Source organism: Mediterraneibacter glycyrrhizinilyticus (assembly GCF_015560805.1).
Classification (GTDB): Bacteria; Bacillota; Clostridia; order Lachnospirales; family Lachnospiraceae; genus Schaedlerella; species Schaedlerella glycyrrhizinilytica_A.
Genome location: NZ_JADMSO010000001.1, coordinates 85,450 through 101,698 on the forward strand (window position 1 = coordinate 85,450; position 16,249 = coordinate 101,698).

Annotated in this window: 14 protein-coding genes and 1 other RNA gene; 14 read left to right on the top strand and 1 reads right to left on the bottom strand. The window is 49.7% G+C overall.

Features of this window, described 5'->3' with window-relative positions; all coding sequences use genetic code 11:
• The first annotated feature begins 117 nt into the window (after positions 1-117).
• The 3 genes from I2H87_RS00410 to bilR are packed head-to-tail and all read left to right on the top strand — an operon-like array spanning position 118 to position 4,283.
• The gene (locus I2H87_RS00410) at positions 118-1,509 is read left to right on the top strand and encodes an MFS transporter (protein WP_009267444.1); all 1,392 of its coding nucleotides are present in this window, start codon (positions 118-120) and stop codon (positions 1,507-1,509) included.
• Between the two features lie 26 nt (positions 1,510-1,535).
• Positions 1,536-2,297 carry an alpha/beta hydrolase gene (locus I2H87_RS00415; protein ID WP_009267443.1) on the top strand — a complete coding sequence of 254 codons (762 nt, stop codon included), beginning with the start codon at positions 1,536-1,538 and terminating at the stop codon, positions 2,295-2,297.
• A gap of 60 nt (positions 2,298-2,357) precedes the next feature.
• Entirely contained in the window at positions 2,358-4,283 is a 1,926-nt protein-coding gene (bilR, locus tag I2H87_RS00420) for a bilirubin reductase, long form (RefSeq protein WP_195609070.1), read from the top strand.
• Positions 4,284-4,460: 177 nt separating this feature from the next.
• On the opposite strand, the gene ffs is transcribed toward bilR, so the two are convergent.
• Positions 4,461-4,724: signal recognition particle sRNA large type (gene ffs, locus I2H87_RS00425), an RNA gene on the bottom strand.
• Positions 4,725-4,898: 174 nt separating this feature from the next.
• Here ffs and I2H87_RS00430 point away from each other — a divergent pair.
• From I2H87_RS00430 to I2H87_RS00480, 11 genes are all read left to right on the top strand, one after another.
• Positions 4,899-6,758 (top strand): B12-binding domain-containing radical SAM protein, encoded by a 1,860-nt coding sequence (locus tag I2H87_RS00430; RefSeq protein ID WP_195609071.1) that lies wholly within the window; start codon positions 4,899-4,901, stop codon positions 6,756-6,758.
• Positions 6,755-7,390 (top strand): endonuclease III, encoded by a 636-nt coding sequence (nth, locus tag I2H87_RS00435; protein WP_009267440.1) that lies wholly within the window; start codon positions 6,755-6,757, stop codon positions 7,388-7,390. Before I2H87_RS00430 ends, nth begins: the two co-directional genes overlap by 4 nt.
• 170 nt (positions 7,391-7,560) lie before the next feature.
• Positions 7,561-9,213: a VanW family protein gene (locus I2H87_RS00440; RefSeq protein WP_009267438.1), complete on the top strand. Its 1,653-nt coding sequence runs from the start codon at positions 7,561-7,563 to the stop codon at positions 9,211-9,213.
• Between the two features lie 28 nt (positions 9,214-9,241).
• A complete protein-coding gene (locus I2H87_RS00445; protein WP_009267437.1) occupies positions 9,242-10,243 on the top strand; it encodes an AIR synthase-related protein in 1,002 nt (333 codons plus the stop codon).
• Between the two features lie 73 nt (positions 10,244-10,316).
• Positions 10,317-10,799, top strand: a complete 483-nt coding sequence (locus I2H87_RS00450) for an Lrp/AsnC family transcriptional regulator (RefSeq protein WP_117550732.1) — start codon at positions 10,317-10,319, stop codon at positions 10,797-10,799.
• The gene (locus I2H87_RS00455) at positions 10,799-11,968 is read left to right on the top strand and encodes an aminotransferase class I/II-fold pyridoxal phosphate-dependent enzyme (RefSeq protein WP_009267435.1); all 1,170 of its coding nucleotides are present in this window, start codon (positions 10,799-10,801) and stop codon (positions 11,966-11,968) included. The genes I2H87_RS00450 and I2H87_RS00455 overlap by 1 nt, the downstream gene beginning before the upstream one ends.
• 37 nt (positions 11,969-12,005) lie before the next feature.
• Positions 12,006-12,497 carry a tRNA (cytidine(34)-2'-O)-methyltransferase gene (locus tag I2H87_RS00460; protein ID WP_009267434.1) on the top strand — a complete coding sequence of 164 codons (492 nt, stop codon included), beginning with the start codon at positions 12,006-12,008 and terminating at the stop codon, positions 12,495-12,497.
• Between the two features lie 268 nt (positions 12,498-12,765).
• The gene (locus I2H87_RS00465) at positions 12,766-13,074 is read left to right on the top strand and encodes an ATPase (protein ID WP_195609072.1); all 309 of its coding nucleotides are present in this window, start codon (positions 12,766-12,768) and stop codon (positions 13,072-13,074) included.
• Between the two features lie 60 nt (positions 13,075-13,134).
• Positions 13,135-15,156 carry a V-type ATP synthase subunit I gene (locus tag I2H87_RS00470; protein ID WP_195609073.1) on the top strand — a complete coding sequence of 674 codons (2,022 nt, stop codon included), beginning with the start codon at positions 13,135-13,137 and terminating at the stop codon, positions 15,154-15,156.
• Positions 15,153-15,629, top strand: coding sequence for a V-type ATP synthase subunit K (locus I2H87_RS00475; RefSeq protein ID WP_009267429.1), 477 nt, complete (start codon positions 15,153-15,155; stop codon positions 15,627-15,629). Before I2H87_RS00470 ends, I2H87_RS00475 begins: the two co-directional genes overlap by 4 nt.
• 19 nt (positions 15,630-15,648) lie before the next feature.
• Complete coding sequence (locus I2H87_RS00480; protein WP_009267428.1) at positions 15,649-16,242, top strand: V-type ATP synthase subunit E; 594 nt, start codon at positions 15,649-15,651, stop codon at positions 16,240-16,242.
• The last annotated feature ends 7 nt before the right edge of the window (positions 16,243-16,249 follow it).

Consider the following 16,249-nt stretch of genomic DNA (forward strand, 5'->3'; position numbering starts at 1 on the left):
AGTCAATTTACAATAGTTTTCAAGCAAGAAATGTATATGTTTTAAGAGACGCTTCTTCTATAATCGAGCATAAACATACAGTAGATAAAACTGTTCAGATGTAAGGAGGAAATTTCAGTGAAAGAAACAAGTACAAATGTAAGACCCTTTTCGATGAAAGACAAGATCGGAATCACACTGGGCGACCTGGGATGCTGCTGTACCGAGCAGTTCCGCGCGATGTTTTTGACCGTGTTCTACACACTGGTCCTGCAGGTAAATCCGTTCCATGTCGGAATTCTCATGCTTGTCACCAAAATATGGGATGCGGTGAACGACCCGATCATCGGTGCGCTTGTCGATATGCGGCGTGCGAAAAAAGGCGGAAAATTCATTCCATGGATCCGCGCATTTTCGTTCCCGATGGCAGTCCTCTGTATACTCGGATTTGTAAATGTGAGCAATCTCGATTACGGATTCCGTATCGGATATATGTTTGTGACTTATGTGCTTTATGAAGCGATGTATACATGTGTCAACGTACCGTTCGGAAGCTTATCCAGTGTTATGACAGACGATACACGTCAGAGAACCGCTCTGTCCCGTTACAGAAGCCTTGGCGGAACGATCTTCATGACAGTGATCGTAATGGTAGGACCGCTTGTATTGTATGACAACAACAACCAGCCGCTGCCGGGAAGATTTTTGATGATGGCGTCCGTTTGTGCCCTGGTAGGTCTGCTTTGCCTGCAGATCACCTGTGTATGGTGTAAAGAACGTGTGGTACTTCCGGTTCCGGAGAAAAAAGAAAAACTGCACTATCTTGATATCATCAAACATGTTGCAAAAAACCGTGCGTTCATGGGTGTTGTTCTGTTCAGCTTTATCGGAATGGTAGGAGCATCCATCGTAAACGGTCTGAATACCTACTTGTTCCGCGACTGGTTCGGCGATGTCAAAGTGATGGCAGCCTCCGGAGCGCTGAATACAGTATATGCGCTGATCGTATTTGCATTCACACAGCCGGTAGCCAACAAACTTGGTAAAAAAGAATGGTGTGTAGCCGGTGCAGGCGGCGCGGCGATCGTATTCGCATTTTTGTTCTTCTTCCCGATCCACAATCCGGTACTGTTCATCGTGATCAACGGACTGTGTTATCTCGGAGCAAGCGGAATGCAGGTGCTTGTATGGGCGCTTGTTAATGATGCGATCGACTATCAGGAACTGCAGACAGGAGAGCGAAACGAAGGAATCATGTATTCTGCATATTCATTCTTCCGTAAACTTGCAAATGCAGTATCCGGAAGCTTCTCCAGTTTTGCACTCGGGATCATCGGATATCAGGTATCGGAAGCGGTACAGACAACAGAAGTTGTAAACCGGATCTGGAAAACATACACAGGAAGCTATGTGATCGGATATGGTCTGGCAGCGTTGGTATTGTTCCTGCTTTACCCGCTTGGAAAGAAGAAAACACAGGAAATGCTGGAACAGCTGAAAGCAAAACGTGCGGCGAATGCGGCAAAATAATGACACAGATAAGAGGAATTACTTAAATGAAAACATTACCAATTGAATTTGTAAACCGAAATGGACTGACCCTGCGCGGGATCGCGACGATGCCGGATGGAGAGGGACATTTTCCAACGGTGATCAATCTTCACGGATTCGGCGGGATGAAAGCCGGCTACAAAGGACTCCATATAACAATGGCAAGAGCATTGGCAGAAGAAGGGATCGGCTGCATCCGTTTTGATTTTTCCTATAACGGCGAGAGCGACGGAGAATTTGAAGACATGACGTTCACGTCTCTTCTCAACGATACTGAGGATATGTGGAACTGGGCAAAGACACAGGATTTTGTGGATCCGGAAAAGATGATCCTTTCCGGTCACAGCATGGGCGGTTTTGTAGCCGCAAGCGCTGCGCCGGGAATAGATCCGGCAGCGCTGATACTGATGTGCCCGGGCAAACAGATGTGGGACGGCTGCGGAGAACGCTCCCGCGCAATGGAAGCAAAAGGAATCGCATTCGGCGATATCGAGGGACTGAAATTTTCACATGCATTTAATTACGATCTGGAAAAATATAATCCGTTCGAAGATGCGGCCGGATATGCGGGACCGACGCTGATTGTAAGAGGGACAAGAGACGAACTGGTGGATGAGGCGACTTGCGAGACATACCTCTCCCTTTATGAAAACAGCAAGAGCCGTCTTGTCCATGTGGAAAATGCAAATCATAATTTTGTCGGAATCCCATGCAGAACGGCATTGACAAACGAAGTATGTAAATTTGCAAAAGAAGTTACGAAATAGCAGCGATTACGCGATAGTAATGACTACAAAACAGCAATGATTTCAGAAAGAAGGATTTTTATGAGATTAACAGAAGCAATCACGATCCGAAATACGACATTTAAAAACCGTGTGATGTTCCCGCCGCTGACAACCGGCTACGAGGACAGAAACGGAACGATCACCGAGCAGGATATCGCATTCTATACAAGACTGGCAGAGGGCGGCGCCGGTTATATTGTGATCGGAGACGTGGCGCCGATCCAGAACTTCACCCCGACCCCGCGTTTGTTTGACGATGCGCAGATCGAGTCTTTCCGCAAGCTGGCGGACAGTGTGCACGTATATGGCGCAAAACTCGGAATCCAGATCTTCCATCCGGAATATGACTGCGAGACGATGATGCGTCTGTTCGCAGAGGGAAAGATGGACGAAGTCCGGACAAAGCTGCACCACGATATGATGCACTTTGTGGATGAAGTCAGCGAGGAAATGCTGCTTTCGATCATCGATAAAATGTGCGCATGTGCGGTGCGGGCAGAAAAAGCCGGCGTAGATGTGATCCAGATCCACGGCGACCGTCTCGTCGGAGCGCTGTGCAGTACGAAAATGAACCACCGTACCGATAAATTCGGCGGAAGCCTTGAGAACCGGACACGGTTTGCGCTTCTGCTCGTGGAAGCGCTCAGAAAAGCCGTGCCGGATATGATCATCGATTATAAATTCTCCGTTGTGACTCCTGAGAGAGGAAAAGGCGGGATCGATGAGGCGGACGCACCGGAATTTGCGAAAATGCTGGAGGCGGCAGGCGTAGATATGCTTCATGTGGCACAGGCAAACCATACCGGAAACATGGCGGATACGATCCCGCCGATGGGCGTACAGCCGTATGGATTCTTTGCGGATATTTCCGGAAAAGTAAAAGAAGCGGTTTCGATTCCGGTCAGCACAGTCGGACGGATCATTTCTCCGGCAATGGCAGAGCAGATCCTTGCATCAGGAAAAGCGGATATGGTCGGAATCGGACGTGGGCTTCTGGCAGATCCGGACTGGACGAACAAAGCGGCGGCAGGAAAAAGCTGTGACATCCGCGAATGTATTTCCTGTAACAAGGGATGTACCGATAAAATCCAGCACCGTGAATTTTTGTCCTGTATCCTGAATGCGGAAAACGGATATGAGGGAACAAGAAAGATCACTCCTGCAGAGTCACCGAAGCATATCGTGATCGTAGGAGGTGGCGTTGCCGGAATGGAAGCGGCGCGTGTCGCTGTGAAAAAGGGTCATAAAGTTACCTTGTTTGAGCAGAAGACAAGCCTTGGCGGTCAGCTGGAGATCGCAAGCGTACCGCCGCGCAAAGAAGAGATGCGCCGGTTTACAAACTACCTGTCCCATTGTATGAAACAGGAGGGGATCACCCTGCGTCTCGGCGAAGCTGCGACGCCGGAAAAAATCCTGGATCTGAAACCGGATCATGTGATCGTGGCGGCAGGTGCAAATAGCGCCCGTTTCCCGATCAACGGAATGGATCGTGCCTGCGTATGCGATGCATGGGATGTGCTGAGCGGCAAGACGGAAGTATACGGAAGAACCGCGGTGATCGGCGGCGGAATGGTAGGATGCGAGACCGCAGAATATTTGGCGGAACGCGGATGCAGCGTATCGGTGATCGAGATGCTCGATAAGATCGCGGCAGGCGAAAGCGAGACGATCCTCCCGACTTTGAAAGAGAATTATGAACGGTTCGGCGTGAAAGAATATCCATCTCATAAAGTAGAAAAAATTCAGGAAAGCTCTGTGATCTGCAAGAACAAAGAGGATGAAAAAGTTGTCATCGACTGCGATTTCGTTGTTCTTGCGATGGGTGCGAGACCGGTTGCATTTGACACCGCATTTTTGGATGAAGCGGGAATCCCGTTTGCGAAAATCGGAGACTGCGGCGAGCGTGCGTCAGACATTTCCAACGCGGTAAGAACCGCATATGATACGGTAAATGCGATCCGGTAAATGTCGTCTGGCAAGCGGATCGGAAAAGAATTGATATAGAAAAAGCTCATAAGTCATGACTGTGTAAGCAGATCTTGATTTGTGAGCTTTTTTCGCGTTTATATATAGGAATAAAAAAATCCGAGAGGAAATCCCGTGAAAATATGTGGGCTCCTTTCGGATTCTGATCGTCTTTTTTCGTGCATTGCGCTTCGAATGTATCTCCACAAACGTTACCTTGACAGCCAACTCGACCCAGGCACCCTCACAACACCCGGGAGGTTCTGCTTAGTGCTGCTTCGTTCCCGACCTGACACGGTTCACAGATTCCCGTCGCATGAGACCCAGATTTTCAACGTCACTTATCAAGGGCAGCTTTGCAGATCAACACCCTCGGCGCAATATCACCCCTGCTATAGCGGATTGCAGGTACAAGGTACCGCTAGCACCCCGGCTGCACGAGCTTTAATTTTACAATGTTTTTTGCAAAAAGTCAATGGATTGGCAGGAAGTCTTGATTTTTTATCGGCAATGCGGCTTTCGGCGGTTGTGTAATATCGAGAAATTGTCTATAATGGTAGGAGTTTATGATGAAAACAGTGACGTAAAACAGTGATGTAAAATGGGAGGCGGACGATGAACGTATTGCTGGCGGCGATCAACGCGAAATATATCCATTCCAATCTGGCTGTGTACAGCTTAAAGGCGTATGCGGAGGAAAAATGGGATTCCGAGGCAGGACAAAAGGAAATACAGGAAGATACAAAGCCGATCATTGCGATCGCGGAATATACGATCAATCAGACCGTAGATCAGATTCTGATGGATCTGTACCGCAGAAAGCCGGATATGCTCTGCTTTTCCTGTTATCTCTGGAATATCGAATATGTAGAACATTTACTGCGGGAGATCCCGAAGATCCTGCCGAAGACGGAAATCTGGCTCGGCGGACCGGAAGTTTCGTGGAATGCCAAAGAGGTGCTTCTGCGATTCCCACAGGTGCGCGGCGTGATGCGCGGTGAGGGTGAGGAGACATTTTATCAGCTTTTGCGGGCGCGGAATGAAGATCTGTATAAGATCGACGGGATCACGTTCCGGAACAAAGAGGTCTGGAACAATGAAGCACGGAACAATGACACCCGGAACGATGATGACAGGGAGCAGGAGACGATTCTGGCGACGGATGAGAGAAAACCGATGGATTTAAGCAAAATTCCGTTCGTCTACAAGGATATGGATCCGTTTGAGCATAAGATCATCTATTATGAATCCAGCCGGGGATGCCCGTTTTCCTGCAGTTACTGTCTCTCTTCGATCGACAAATGTCTGCGGTTCCGTGATTCGGAGCTTGTGAAGCGGGAATTGCAGTTTTTTATTGACAGAAAAGTACCGCAGGTGAAGTTTGTGGACCGGACGTTCAACTGCCGCCACGATCATGCGATGACGATCTGGAAATATCTCGCGGAACATGACAACGGAACGACGAATTTTCATTTTGAGGTGGCGGCGGATCTTCTCAATGAAGAAGAGATCCGTCTGATCCGCTCTATGCGCCCGGGACTGATCCAGCTCGAGATCGGCGTGCAGTCGACGAATGAACGGACGATCAAGGAAATCCGGAGAACGATGAAATTTTCCGAAGTTGCACGGATTGTAAGCGAAGTCCGCTCCGGCGGAAATATCCATCAGCATCTGGATCTGATCGCAGGGCTTCCGTATGAAGATATGGAGAGTTTTCACCGTTCGTTTAACGATGTGTATGCATTGCGTCCGCAGCAGCTCCAGCTTGGATTCCTGAAAGTGCTGAAAGGCTCTTATATGGAAGAAAAGGCAGTGGAGTATCAGCTCGTATTTCAGGAACGCCCGCCATTTGAAGTCTTGTCTACGAAATGGCTTTCATATGAGGATGTGATCCGGCTAAAAGGCATCGAGGAGATGGTGGAAGTCCATTACAACAGTGGGCAGTTTGTGCATACGATGGAACGGCTGGAACCGATATTCGGCGACGCGTTTTCGATGTATGATGCGCTCCGGGCATATTATGAAGCGCACGGACTGGATCAGGTCAATCACAGCCGGATCGGTCGATATGAGATTTTGTGGGCATTTCTTACGGAATATCTTGAAAAGTATCTTAGAGAATCTAAGAAATCTTCTTTGGAATCGTTTGGGGAATCGCTCGTGGGATCGGCAGACGGTTGGCAGGAGGAATTTCGGGAGGCGCTCACTTATGATCTGTATCTGCGGGAAAATGTAAAGAACCGTCCGGCATTTGCAGGGGAAGAGACCGTGGAAAAACGGATCGCCGCGGCATTTTATGAACGGGAAGAGAGCGAACATCAATATCTGAAGAGCGGATACGAGGGAAGAGACAGGCGGCAGATGCGGAAGATGACACATTTGGAGAGAATCGGCGGAAAGCTGCTGCTGTTTGATTATCAGAACAGGGACGCGCTCTGTAATCAGGCGAGAGTGACCGCAGTGGAGGGATTATGAAAAAAAGGACGAAAGAAATTCTTGATATATTAGACGCGCAGTACGGGACGGAATATGTATGTTATCTCAATTACGAGACTCCGTGGCAGCTTTTGATCGCGACAATGCTGAGCGCGCAGTGCACCGACGCCAGAGTGAACATCGTGACAAAAGATCTGTTTCGGAAATATCAAACGGTCGATGCATTTGCGGACGCAGATTTGCGGGAACTGGAACAGGACATTAAGCCCACCGGTTTCTACCATAATAAAGCGAAAAATATCATTTCCTGTATGCGGGATGTGCGGGACAGATTCGGCGGCGAAGTTCCGCGCAGTCTGGAAGATCTGACAAGTCTTGCGGGAGTCGGACGGAAGACCGCAAATGTGATCCGCGGCAATATTTACCATGATGCGAGCGTGGTGGTGGATACACATGTTAAACGGATTTCCAACCGGCTGGGTCTGACGAAGAATCAGGATCCGGAGAAGATCGAGCAGGATCTGATGAAAGAACTGCCGAAAGATCACTGGATCCTGTATAATATCCAGATCATTACGTTTGGGCGGAGCATTTGTACGGCACGAAGCCCGAAATGTGAAGAATGTTTTCTGCGTGCATATTGCAAAACAATTTCAAAAAGTATAAAATAATTACCAAATTTTAATTTGTATCGAATAGATGGAGGCAATTCGTGATGTATAATAAGAAATTTCGCAAACTGGTATCGATCATCGTGCTTGTCGTGATATTGGCGATGGTATTGACAATGGTGATCCCGTATCTGATGGGTTAGACGCTGCGGAGAGGTTTGAACAAAAACATGACAGGAACGAAAAAGAGACGGAGAAGAGGGCGGAGACGGCATCGGCGGAACCGGCGCAGTCTGTATCTGTGTCTGACGGTCGTAGTGATCGCGGCGGTCAGCATCGGGGCAGTACAGCTCTTTCTCGGAAATTATGTAAAAAAACAGAATGACGGAACGATCCTGAACGGCGTGAAGATCGGAACGACCGACGTATCCGGGATGACGAAAAAAGAAGCGACAAAAGCCGTGGAAAAAACGTTGTCGGGATATGGCGGTGTGAAAGTGACGTTTGAACTGGAATCGGGCGGGACGTTTGAGGCAACACTGGCGGAAATGGGACTTGATGCGCCGGATCTGAAAGAGACGGTCGCGCAGGCGGCGAAGTATGGATACAGCGGCAATGCAGTCAGCGCGTATAAGACGTTGAAAAAGGCGGAGAAAGGAAAACTCCGGCATACGATCCCTTTGAAGTATGCGGTTTCGGAGAAAGAGACCGGAGAGATCCTCGATACCAGAAGCAGCGAGCTTTTGGCACAGCCGCAGAATGCTTATGTGACTCAGCAGGACGGCAGCGTACAAGTCGTGAAAGAAAAGCAGGGAGAGCTTCCGGATCATGCAAAGACGATCCAGGCGCTCAACAACTGGCTGAATGAGGACTGGAACGGGAAAAACGGAACGATCCGGGCGGCAGTGAAGAAGACAGATCCTGAGATCACCGAGAAAGATCTGAAAGGCGTGACGGATCTGCTCGGAACGTATACGACATTTTATGGAAGCGACGGAAGCGGACGGGCGCAGAATATTGAGACCGGGGCTTCTCATATCGGCGGAACACTGCTCGCTCCGGGCGAAGAATTGTCGGCGAATGCGGCGATGGAACCTTATACCTATGAAAACGGCTACGCAGAGGCGGCGTCCTATGAGAGCAATACCGTTGTGCAGACAATGGGCGGCGGAATCTGTCAGGTTTCGACAACATTGTACAATGCGATCCTGTATGCGGAGTTGGAAATTGTCGAACGCTATCCACATTCGATGCTGGTCGGCTATGTAGAGCCGTCGATGGATGCCGCGATCGCGGACGACGTGCTGGATCTTGTGTTTAAAAATAATCAGAAGACGCCGGTTTATATTGAAAGCGTGCTGTCGGGAGGCAATCTGACATTTAATATTTACGGAAAGGAAACCCGGGATCCGGGGCGGACGCTGGAGTTTGTCAGCGAGACGACGGAAAGCAAAGAGACCGAGGGAAAACGTTTTGTCGCAACAGAAGACTATATTGGCTATATGGGTCTTCAAAGCGCCGCACATCCGGAGATTTCCGCACAGCTCTGGAAAGTGGTTTACGAGAACGGTGTGGAAGTGAGCCGGGACGTGATCAATTACAGTACCTATGTTGCGGCGCCGGAGACATACGGTGTTGGAACCGTATCGGACGATCCGGCGGCGACGGAGAAGATGAATCAGGCAATCCTGACGCAGGATGAAGCGCAGATCCAGGCGGCGATCCAGGAAATCCTTTATGGAGTTCCGGCGGAGAACACTGCATCGGGAACGGGAACGCCGGATGGAGCATCGGCAGAAGCCGCAGGCGATGCCGCAAATGCGACAGCGGCAAATGGCGCGGTGCCGGCGGACGGTACGCAGACAGCGCCTGCGGCGCAGTGAGACGGATACAGAATCGACAGGAGAGATTATGAGAATTGGAAATTTGACACAGACCGTCTGGAAACGTTCTGTGAAGAAGCAGCTTCATAAGAGGAGGGAAGCATTTCTGACGGAACCTTTGAACGGGGAGCGCTGCAGTGCGATGAAAGTCGATGCACAGACTTCCGTGGTGGTGACGGCAAATGCATCTGCCAACGGGAATACAGCGAAGACAGCGACGTATGCCGCGATCCGCGCGGTCAACGATCTGGCGTGCCGGGGAGCAGATCCGGCGGGGATCCGGCTGCAGTGTTTTCTGCCGAAATCGATGACGGAGGAACAATTCCGGGATCTGATCGGCGAAGCGGAAGCATTTTGTGAGGAGCATGATCTGGAACTGATCAATGTGGCAGCGGAGACAAGTCCGGCGGTCCGGCAGATTTTTGTGCAGGCAGGAGCGGTCGGAATCGGAAAGAACGGTGTGCTTCCACTTGGCGGGGCATCAAAAGGAGACGAGATCGTGCTGTGCGGTTCGGTTGGACTGGAGGGCGCGCTTCGGATCTTAGAGGAACAGGAAGCGGAATTGTCGCAGCGATTTGTTCCGGCATTTCTGCGGCAGACAAAGGCGCTGAAACGAGAGCTTTGCCCGCTCACGGCGCTGAAAGCGGCGGTTCCGCATGTGCGCGCGATGCAGCAGATCGGAAGCGGCGGGATCCTGGCGGCGCTCTGGGAACTGTCCGAGGCGGCAGGAGCAGGATTTCAGGTTGCGATGGAACAGATGACGATCTGTCAGGAGACGGTGGAGATCTGTGAATATTACCGCTTGAATCCGTATCAGATGACGTCGGCAGGCGCGGTTCTGATCGTGACGAACGAAGCGCAGCAGCTGTTACATTTGCTGGAAAAGGAGGGCGTGCGAGCCGCCAGGCTTGGGATGATCCACGACGGAAACGCGCGGGTGATCACAAGCGGAGAAGAGGTACGGTATCTGGATCGTCCGGCGGCAGATGAACTGGCGCGCTGGATGGCAGAACATGTGACGGATCGATAAAACGAAACGGATGACAGAACTATATAGAAGATTTAGAAAACGGGAGGGAATTAAGATGGATATGCATCAGGAAATGCGGCATGAAATATTGCGTTATCTGGAGAAAAACAGTCGGGTGAATTTGCAGGAATTGGCAGTGCTTCTCGGAGTCGACGAGACGTTGGTGGCAAATGAGATCGCAGATATGGAAAAGGAAAAGATCATCTGCGGATACCACACTCTGATCGACTGGGACAAGACCGGAGAGGAGAAAGTGACTGCGCTGATCGAAGTGCGCGTGACGCCGCAGAGAAATCAGGGATTTGACCGGATCGCGGAGCGGATCTACAATTATCCGGAAGTGTTTGCGGTGTATCTGATCTCCGGTGGATATGACCTGCTCGTTACATTGGACGGAAAATCACTGAAAGAAGTATCGCGGTTCGTATCGGAGAAATTGTCGCCGATCGATTCCGTGATCAGTACGGCAACGTATTTCATTTTGAAAAAATACAAAGATCACGGGACGATCATGGTTCCGAAAAAAGAATCGGAAAGGATGTTGATGACGCCGTGATGAGAGATCCATTATCGAAAAAAATCGTACAGGTACAGCCGTCGGGAATCCGGAAATTTTTTGACGTGGCAGCGGAGATGGACGATGTGATCTCGCTTGGCGTTGGGGAACCGGATTTTGATACGCCGTGGCGGATCCGGGAAGAGGGAATCTTCTCTCTGGAACGGGGGCGGACGTTCTATACGTCCAATGCCGGACTGCAGGAACTGCGGGACGAGATCTGCAAATACTTGGAGAGAAAGATACATGTTTCTTATGACCCGAAAAAAGAAACGATGGTGACGGTCGGCGGAAGCGAAGCGATCGACGTGGCGCTGCGTTGTATGCTCGATCCGGGAGATGAAGTACTGATCCCCCAGCCGAGTTATGTTTCCTATCTGCCGTGCACGGTCATGGCGGACGGAGTTCCGGTGATCGTGGAATTAAAGCATGAGAATGAATTTAAACTGACGGTGGAAGATCTGGAATCGAAGATCAGTGAACGGACAAAGATCCTTGTCATGCCGTTTCCGAACAATCCGACCGGTTCGATCATGACAAAGGAGGATCTGGAACCGATCGCAGAGTTTGTAAAAACGCACGATCTCTATGTACTTTCCGATGAAATTTATTCCGAATTGAGTTATAAAGGCGAGCATGTGTCGATCGCAAGCCTGCCGGGGATGCGCGATCGCACGATCGTGATCAACGGTTTCTCCAAGGGATTTGCGATGACCGGATGGAGACTCGGATACTGCTGCGGACCGGAAGTGATCTTAAAGCAGATGATCAAACTGCATCAGTTTGCGATCATGTGCGCGCCGACCAACAGTCAGTATGCGGCGGTGGAGGGACTTAGAAGCTGTGAGGATGAAGTGGCGGAAATGCGGAAATCCTATAATCAGCGGCGCCGTTTTCTGATGCACGAGTTTGCGCGGATGGGATTGGAATGTTTTGAGCCGTTCGGGGCGTTTTATGTATTCCCGAGTATCCGGGAGTTTGGGATGTCCTCGGAAGAATTTGCGGAGCGTCTTTTGATGGAAGAAAAGGTAGCGGTCGTGCCGGGAACGGCATTTGGCGCGTGCGGCGAGGGATTTTTAAGGATCTCCTATGCGTATTCGCTGGAGGATCTGAAAGTGGCGCTTGGAAGACTGGGACATTTTATCGAGCGGCTGCGGAACGAGCGGTAGCAAAAATGAAAACAGAAGCAGATAAAAGGAGGAAGCGATGCTCAATATTGTATTGCTTGAGCCGGAGATTCCGGCAAATACGGGAAATATCGGAAGAACCTGCGTGGCGGCGGGCGTAAGACTCCATCTGATCGAGCCGCTGGGATTCCGGCTGGATGAAAAATCATTGAAGCGTGCCGGGATGGATTACTGGAAAGATCTGGATGTGACAACCTATATCGATTATGCGGATTTTCTCAAGAAAAATCCGGGGGTAAAGATTTACATGGCAACAACAAAGGCACAGCATGTCTACACGGACGTCGCATATGAGCCGGACTGTTATATTATGTTCGGAAAGGAAAGCGCGGGGATCCCGGAGGAACTTCTCGTGCAAAATAAAGAAAATTGTATCCGTATCCCAATGGGCGGCGGGATCCGTTCACTGAACCTCGGAAATTCGGTGGCGATCGTCCTGTATGAAGCGCTGCGGCAGAATGCGTTTGCAGGTTTGGAGCAGGAGGGAAAACTGCATGAACTGCAGTGGTAAAAAAGGGAAAAATGGTTATAATAAAGAGAGGGGCATCTGTAAAAAAAGAAGACAGATGCTCTTGCTTTATTAGAAAATCTTATAGATATAAAAAATTAACTGACAATAGCTTGGATACTTATAAGAATGACAAAAAATATCATAAAATAAATCGGATTGTACAGCAATAGGATGAAAAAATTGCAGATAATTATGGACTTTTCATAACGAGTGTGCTAAGGTGAACGTTATAAGCGAAGTGTGACTTCAGAAAGGTGGTGACAGAATCATGGTAGAAGAGACCATCCGGGTGATCCGAGAGACCGAGTCACAGGCTGATCAGATTGTGAAACATGCACAGGATCAGTATAATAAGCTTCTGGAAGAAGCCAGAAAAGAGGCGGATAAGATCAGAACAGAGCAGCTTCAGAGTGCGAAGCAAAAAGCCGAGCAGGAGATGGAAGCTGCGAGATCCCGCGGAGATGGAGAAACGGCCGCAGCCAATATAGCGATCGAGCAGGAGATCAAAGCGTTGAAAGAAAACGCGCTGAAAAAAGAAGCGGAGGCGGTTGAACTGGTTATTTCCAAATTGGTCTGAATGAAGACCGGAGGGGGAACAACCGGGGGGATATAGAAAAGAAAAAGGAGGGATGATGTTATGGCGGTATTGCAGATGCAGCGGATCAGTATTTGCGCATTGAAGAAAAACCGAAAGGCGATCCTCGAAAAGCTGCAGGCAATGGGAGTCATGGAAATCAACCATATTCTTGAGGACGATGAAGATTTTCATAGGATGGATACCGCGAATGCCAGGATCAGTTTTGACAAGGCGGCGTCATCAGCAGACAAGGCGCTTGATATTCTGCAGGAGTATGCACCGAAGAAGCAGTCGATGTTTTCGGCTCTCGAGGGAAAAGACCTGGTAGAACAGGAAGTGTACGAACAGATCATCCGGGATAAGGAACGGCTTTTAAAGACTGCATCGAAGATCCAGGCTCTGGATCGGGAGCAGGCGGAAGAAAAGGCAGAGATCCTGAAACTGGAAAATACGATCGAGGGATTAAATCCATGGCTGAATCTGGACGCGCCGATGAATTACGGCGGAACTGCCCACACCGTGATGCTTCCGGGAACGATGCCCGGCGGCACGACGATGGAACAGGTCTACGATCTGGTGGCGGAGCAGGCACCGGAAGTAGACGGTGTGGAGGTACATGAGATTTCCGTGGAACAGGACAGCACCTATCTGGCGGTGTTCTGTTTGAGAAAAGATGCGGAAAAAGTGGAGGAAGCGCTGCGAAGCGGCGGATTTGCCAAACCGGCACAGATCTGCGGAGACGTTCCGGCACAGGCTGTGGAAGCGATGAAAGAACAGATCGCGGCGCATTACGCGAAGATCGAGCAGATCAGAAGCGATGTGGCAGGATTGGCGTCTGAGCGGGAGAATCTGCAGCTTTTGGCAGATTATTACCGTGTCCGTTCGGAGAAATATGCCGTGCTCGGAGAACTTCCGCAGTCGGACCGCACCTTTGTGATCAGCGGTTATGTTCCGAAGAAGTGCGTTGCCGATATGGAACGCGCCTTAAAAGACAAGTATGACTGCGTCATTGACGTGGAGGACTTAAAAGAGGATGAGGAAGCGCCGGTGCTTTTGAAGAACAATTCATTTGCATCGGGAGCGGAGAGCGTCCTGACGGCATTCGGTCTTCCTGGAAAAGGAGAGATCGATCCGACGTCGATCATGGCGGTATTCTATGTATTTTTATTTGGTATGATGCTTTCCGATGCGGCATACGGTGCGATCGTATCGATCGCGTGCGGTGTGCTGCTGCTGAAATTCCCGCGTATGAGCGAGAGTATGAAAAAGGCGTTCCAGTTATTTTTCTGGTGTGGATTATCCACATTGTTCTGGGGAATTTTGTTCGGCGGATATTTCGGAGACGCGATCAACGTCATATCCAGAGTATTTTTCGGACATGAGGTCGGAATCAAACCATTGTGGTTTGCACCCCTTGACGATCCGATGAAACTGCTGGTATTTTCGATGCTGTTCGGTGTGATTCATTTGTTCACCGGCCTCGGCATCAAAGGCTATATGTGCCTGCGGGATAAAAAATATATGGACTTTTTGTGCGACGTCGTATTGTGGTATGCACTTTTGATCGGACTTCTGATCATGCTGATCCCAAGCGAACTGTTTGCATCCATCGCACAGATGACGATCGTATTCCCGCCGTTTGTGAACACACTCGGCAAAGTGCTGGCGATCGTCGGCGCAGTCGGAATCGTATTGATGTCCGGACGGAGCAACAAGAACTTTGCGCTTCGTCTCGCGCTGGGAGCATATGACCTGTACAATGTGAGCGGATGGCTCAGCGACGTACTTTCATATTCCAGACTTTTGGCGCTGGGACTGGCGACAGGGGTGATCGCTTCCGTTATCAACCAGATGGGAAGTATGTTCGGAAATAGTATACCCGGAACAATCGCATTTACGGTTGTATTTATCGGCGGTCATATTTTTAATCTGGCGATCAATTTACTGGGAGCCTATGTGCACACGAACCGTCTTCAGTTCGTAGAATTCTTCGGAAAATTCTATGAGGGCGGAGGAAGAGAATTTAATCCATTTAAAGCAAATACAAAATATGCAGATGTTAAGGAGGAAACAAAGTTATGAGTCAGTTAGGTATTGTTTATGCACTTCTTGGTGCGGCAGTTGCGGTATTTTTAGCAGGAGCAGGTTCTGCACTCGGAGTAGGTATTGCAGGTCAGGCAGCGTCAGGCGTTATGGCGGAGGATCCGAGCAAATTTGCGAAAGTATTGATCCTGCAGCTTCTTCCGGGTACACAGGGATTGTACGGACTGATCATCGGTTTCGTAACACTTTCTAAAATCGGTCTTCTCGGCGGCGGTCCGGTGGACGTTTCCGTACAGACAGGTCTTCTGATCCTTGCAGCATGTCTGCCGATCGGTATCGTTGGTCTGATCTCCGGAAAATCTCAGGGAAAAACAGCGGCTGCTGCGATCGGTATCGTTGCAAAGAAACCGGATCAGTTCGGTAAAGCAATGCTGTTCCCGGCAATGGTTGAGACATATGCGATCCTTGCACTTCTGATCTCATTCCTTGCAGTGAGCGCAATTCAGGTATAATAGGAGGAATGATTTTAAGATGAGTGGATTAGATAAAATGAAAAATCAGATTCTGGATGAAGCGAACCACTCAGCGGAAGCCAAGATTGCGGAAGCGAAAGCGAAAGCCGAAGAGATCATTCAGGCGGCTAAGGCCAAAGCAGAAGAAGAGGCTGGAAAAATCTCTCAGAAATCCGGAGAAGCAGTTGCTATTTATGGGGAACGCGTGAAATCTTCCTGCGATATGCAGCGGAAAAAAGCGCTGCTTCAGGCAAAACAGGAACTGATCCGCGGCGTGCTGGAAAAAGCGCAGGCGCAGATCCTGTCTCTGGAGACACCGGCATATTTTGATATGATCCGTGAAATGCTGAAAAAGTATGCGCAGCCGGAAGCGGGCACGATCCGTTTCTCTAAAAAGGATCTGGAACGGATGCCGGAGGGATTTGAGTCGGAGATTCAGAACATAGCCGGAGAAAAGGGCGGAAGCCTTACACTGGAAAAAGATCCGGCAGATCTGGACGGCGGGTTCATCCTTGTATATGGAGGAATTGAAGAAAACTGTACGATCGGCGCGATGTTTGAGGCAAAGAGAGATGAGCTGTCCGATTGTGTTCACAAAGTCATGTTCGCATAATGGAGGG

Coding starts and splice junctions, on each gene's coding strand:
- I2H87_RS00415 (WP_009267443.1), top strand. CDS start 1,536: ATGAAAACATTACCAATTGAATTTGTAAACCGAAATGGACTGACCCTG.
- bilR (WP_195609070.1), top strand. CDS start 2,358: ATGAGATTAACAGAAGCAATCACGATCCGAAATACGACATTTAAAAAC.
- I2H87_RS00430 (WP_195609071.1), top strand. CDS start 4,899: ATGAACGTATTGCTGGCGGCGATCAACGCGAAATATATCCATTCCAAT.
- nth (WP_009267440.1), top strand. CDS start 6,755: ATGAAAAAAAGGACGAAAGAAATTCTTGATATATTAGACGCGCAGTAC.
- I2H87_RS00440 (WP_009267438.1), top strand. CDS start 7,561: ATGACAGGAACGAAAAAGAGACGGAGAAGAGGGCGGAGACGGCATCGG.
- I2H87_RS00445 (WP_009267437.1), top strand. CDS start 9,242: ATGAGAATTGGAAATTTGACACAGACCGTCTGGAAACGTTCTGTGAAG.
- I2H87_RS00450 (WP_117550732.1), top strand. CDS start 10,317: ATGCGGCATGAAATATTGCGTTATCTGGAGAAAAACAGTCGGGTGAAT.
- I2H87_RS00455 (WP_009267435.1), top strand. CDS start 10,799: ATGAGAGATCCATTATCGAAAAAAATCGTACAGGTACAGCCGTCGGGA.
- I2H87_RS00460 (WP_009267434.1), top strand. CDS start 12,006: ATGCTCAATATTGTATTGCTTGAGCCGGAGATTCCGGCAAATACGGGA.
- I2H87_RS00465 (WP_195609072.1), top strand. CDS start 12,766: ATGGTAGAAGAGACCATCCGGGTGATCCGAGAGACCGAGTCACAGGCT.
- I2H87_RS00470 (WP_195609073.1), top strand. CDS start 13,135: ATGGCGGTATTGCAGATGCAGCGGATCAGTATTTGCGCATTGAAGAAA.
- I2H87_RS00475 (WP_009267429.1), top strand. CDS start 15,153: ATGAGTCAGTTAGGTATTGTTTATGCACTTCTTGGTGCGGCAGTTGCG.
- I2H87_RS00480 (WP_009267428.1), top strand. CDS start 15,649: ATGAGTGGATTAGATAAAATGAAAAATCAGATTCTGGATGAAGCGAAC.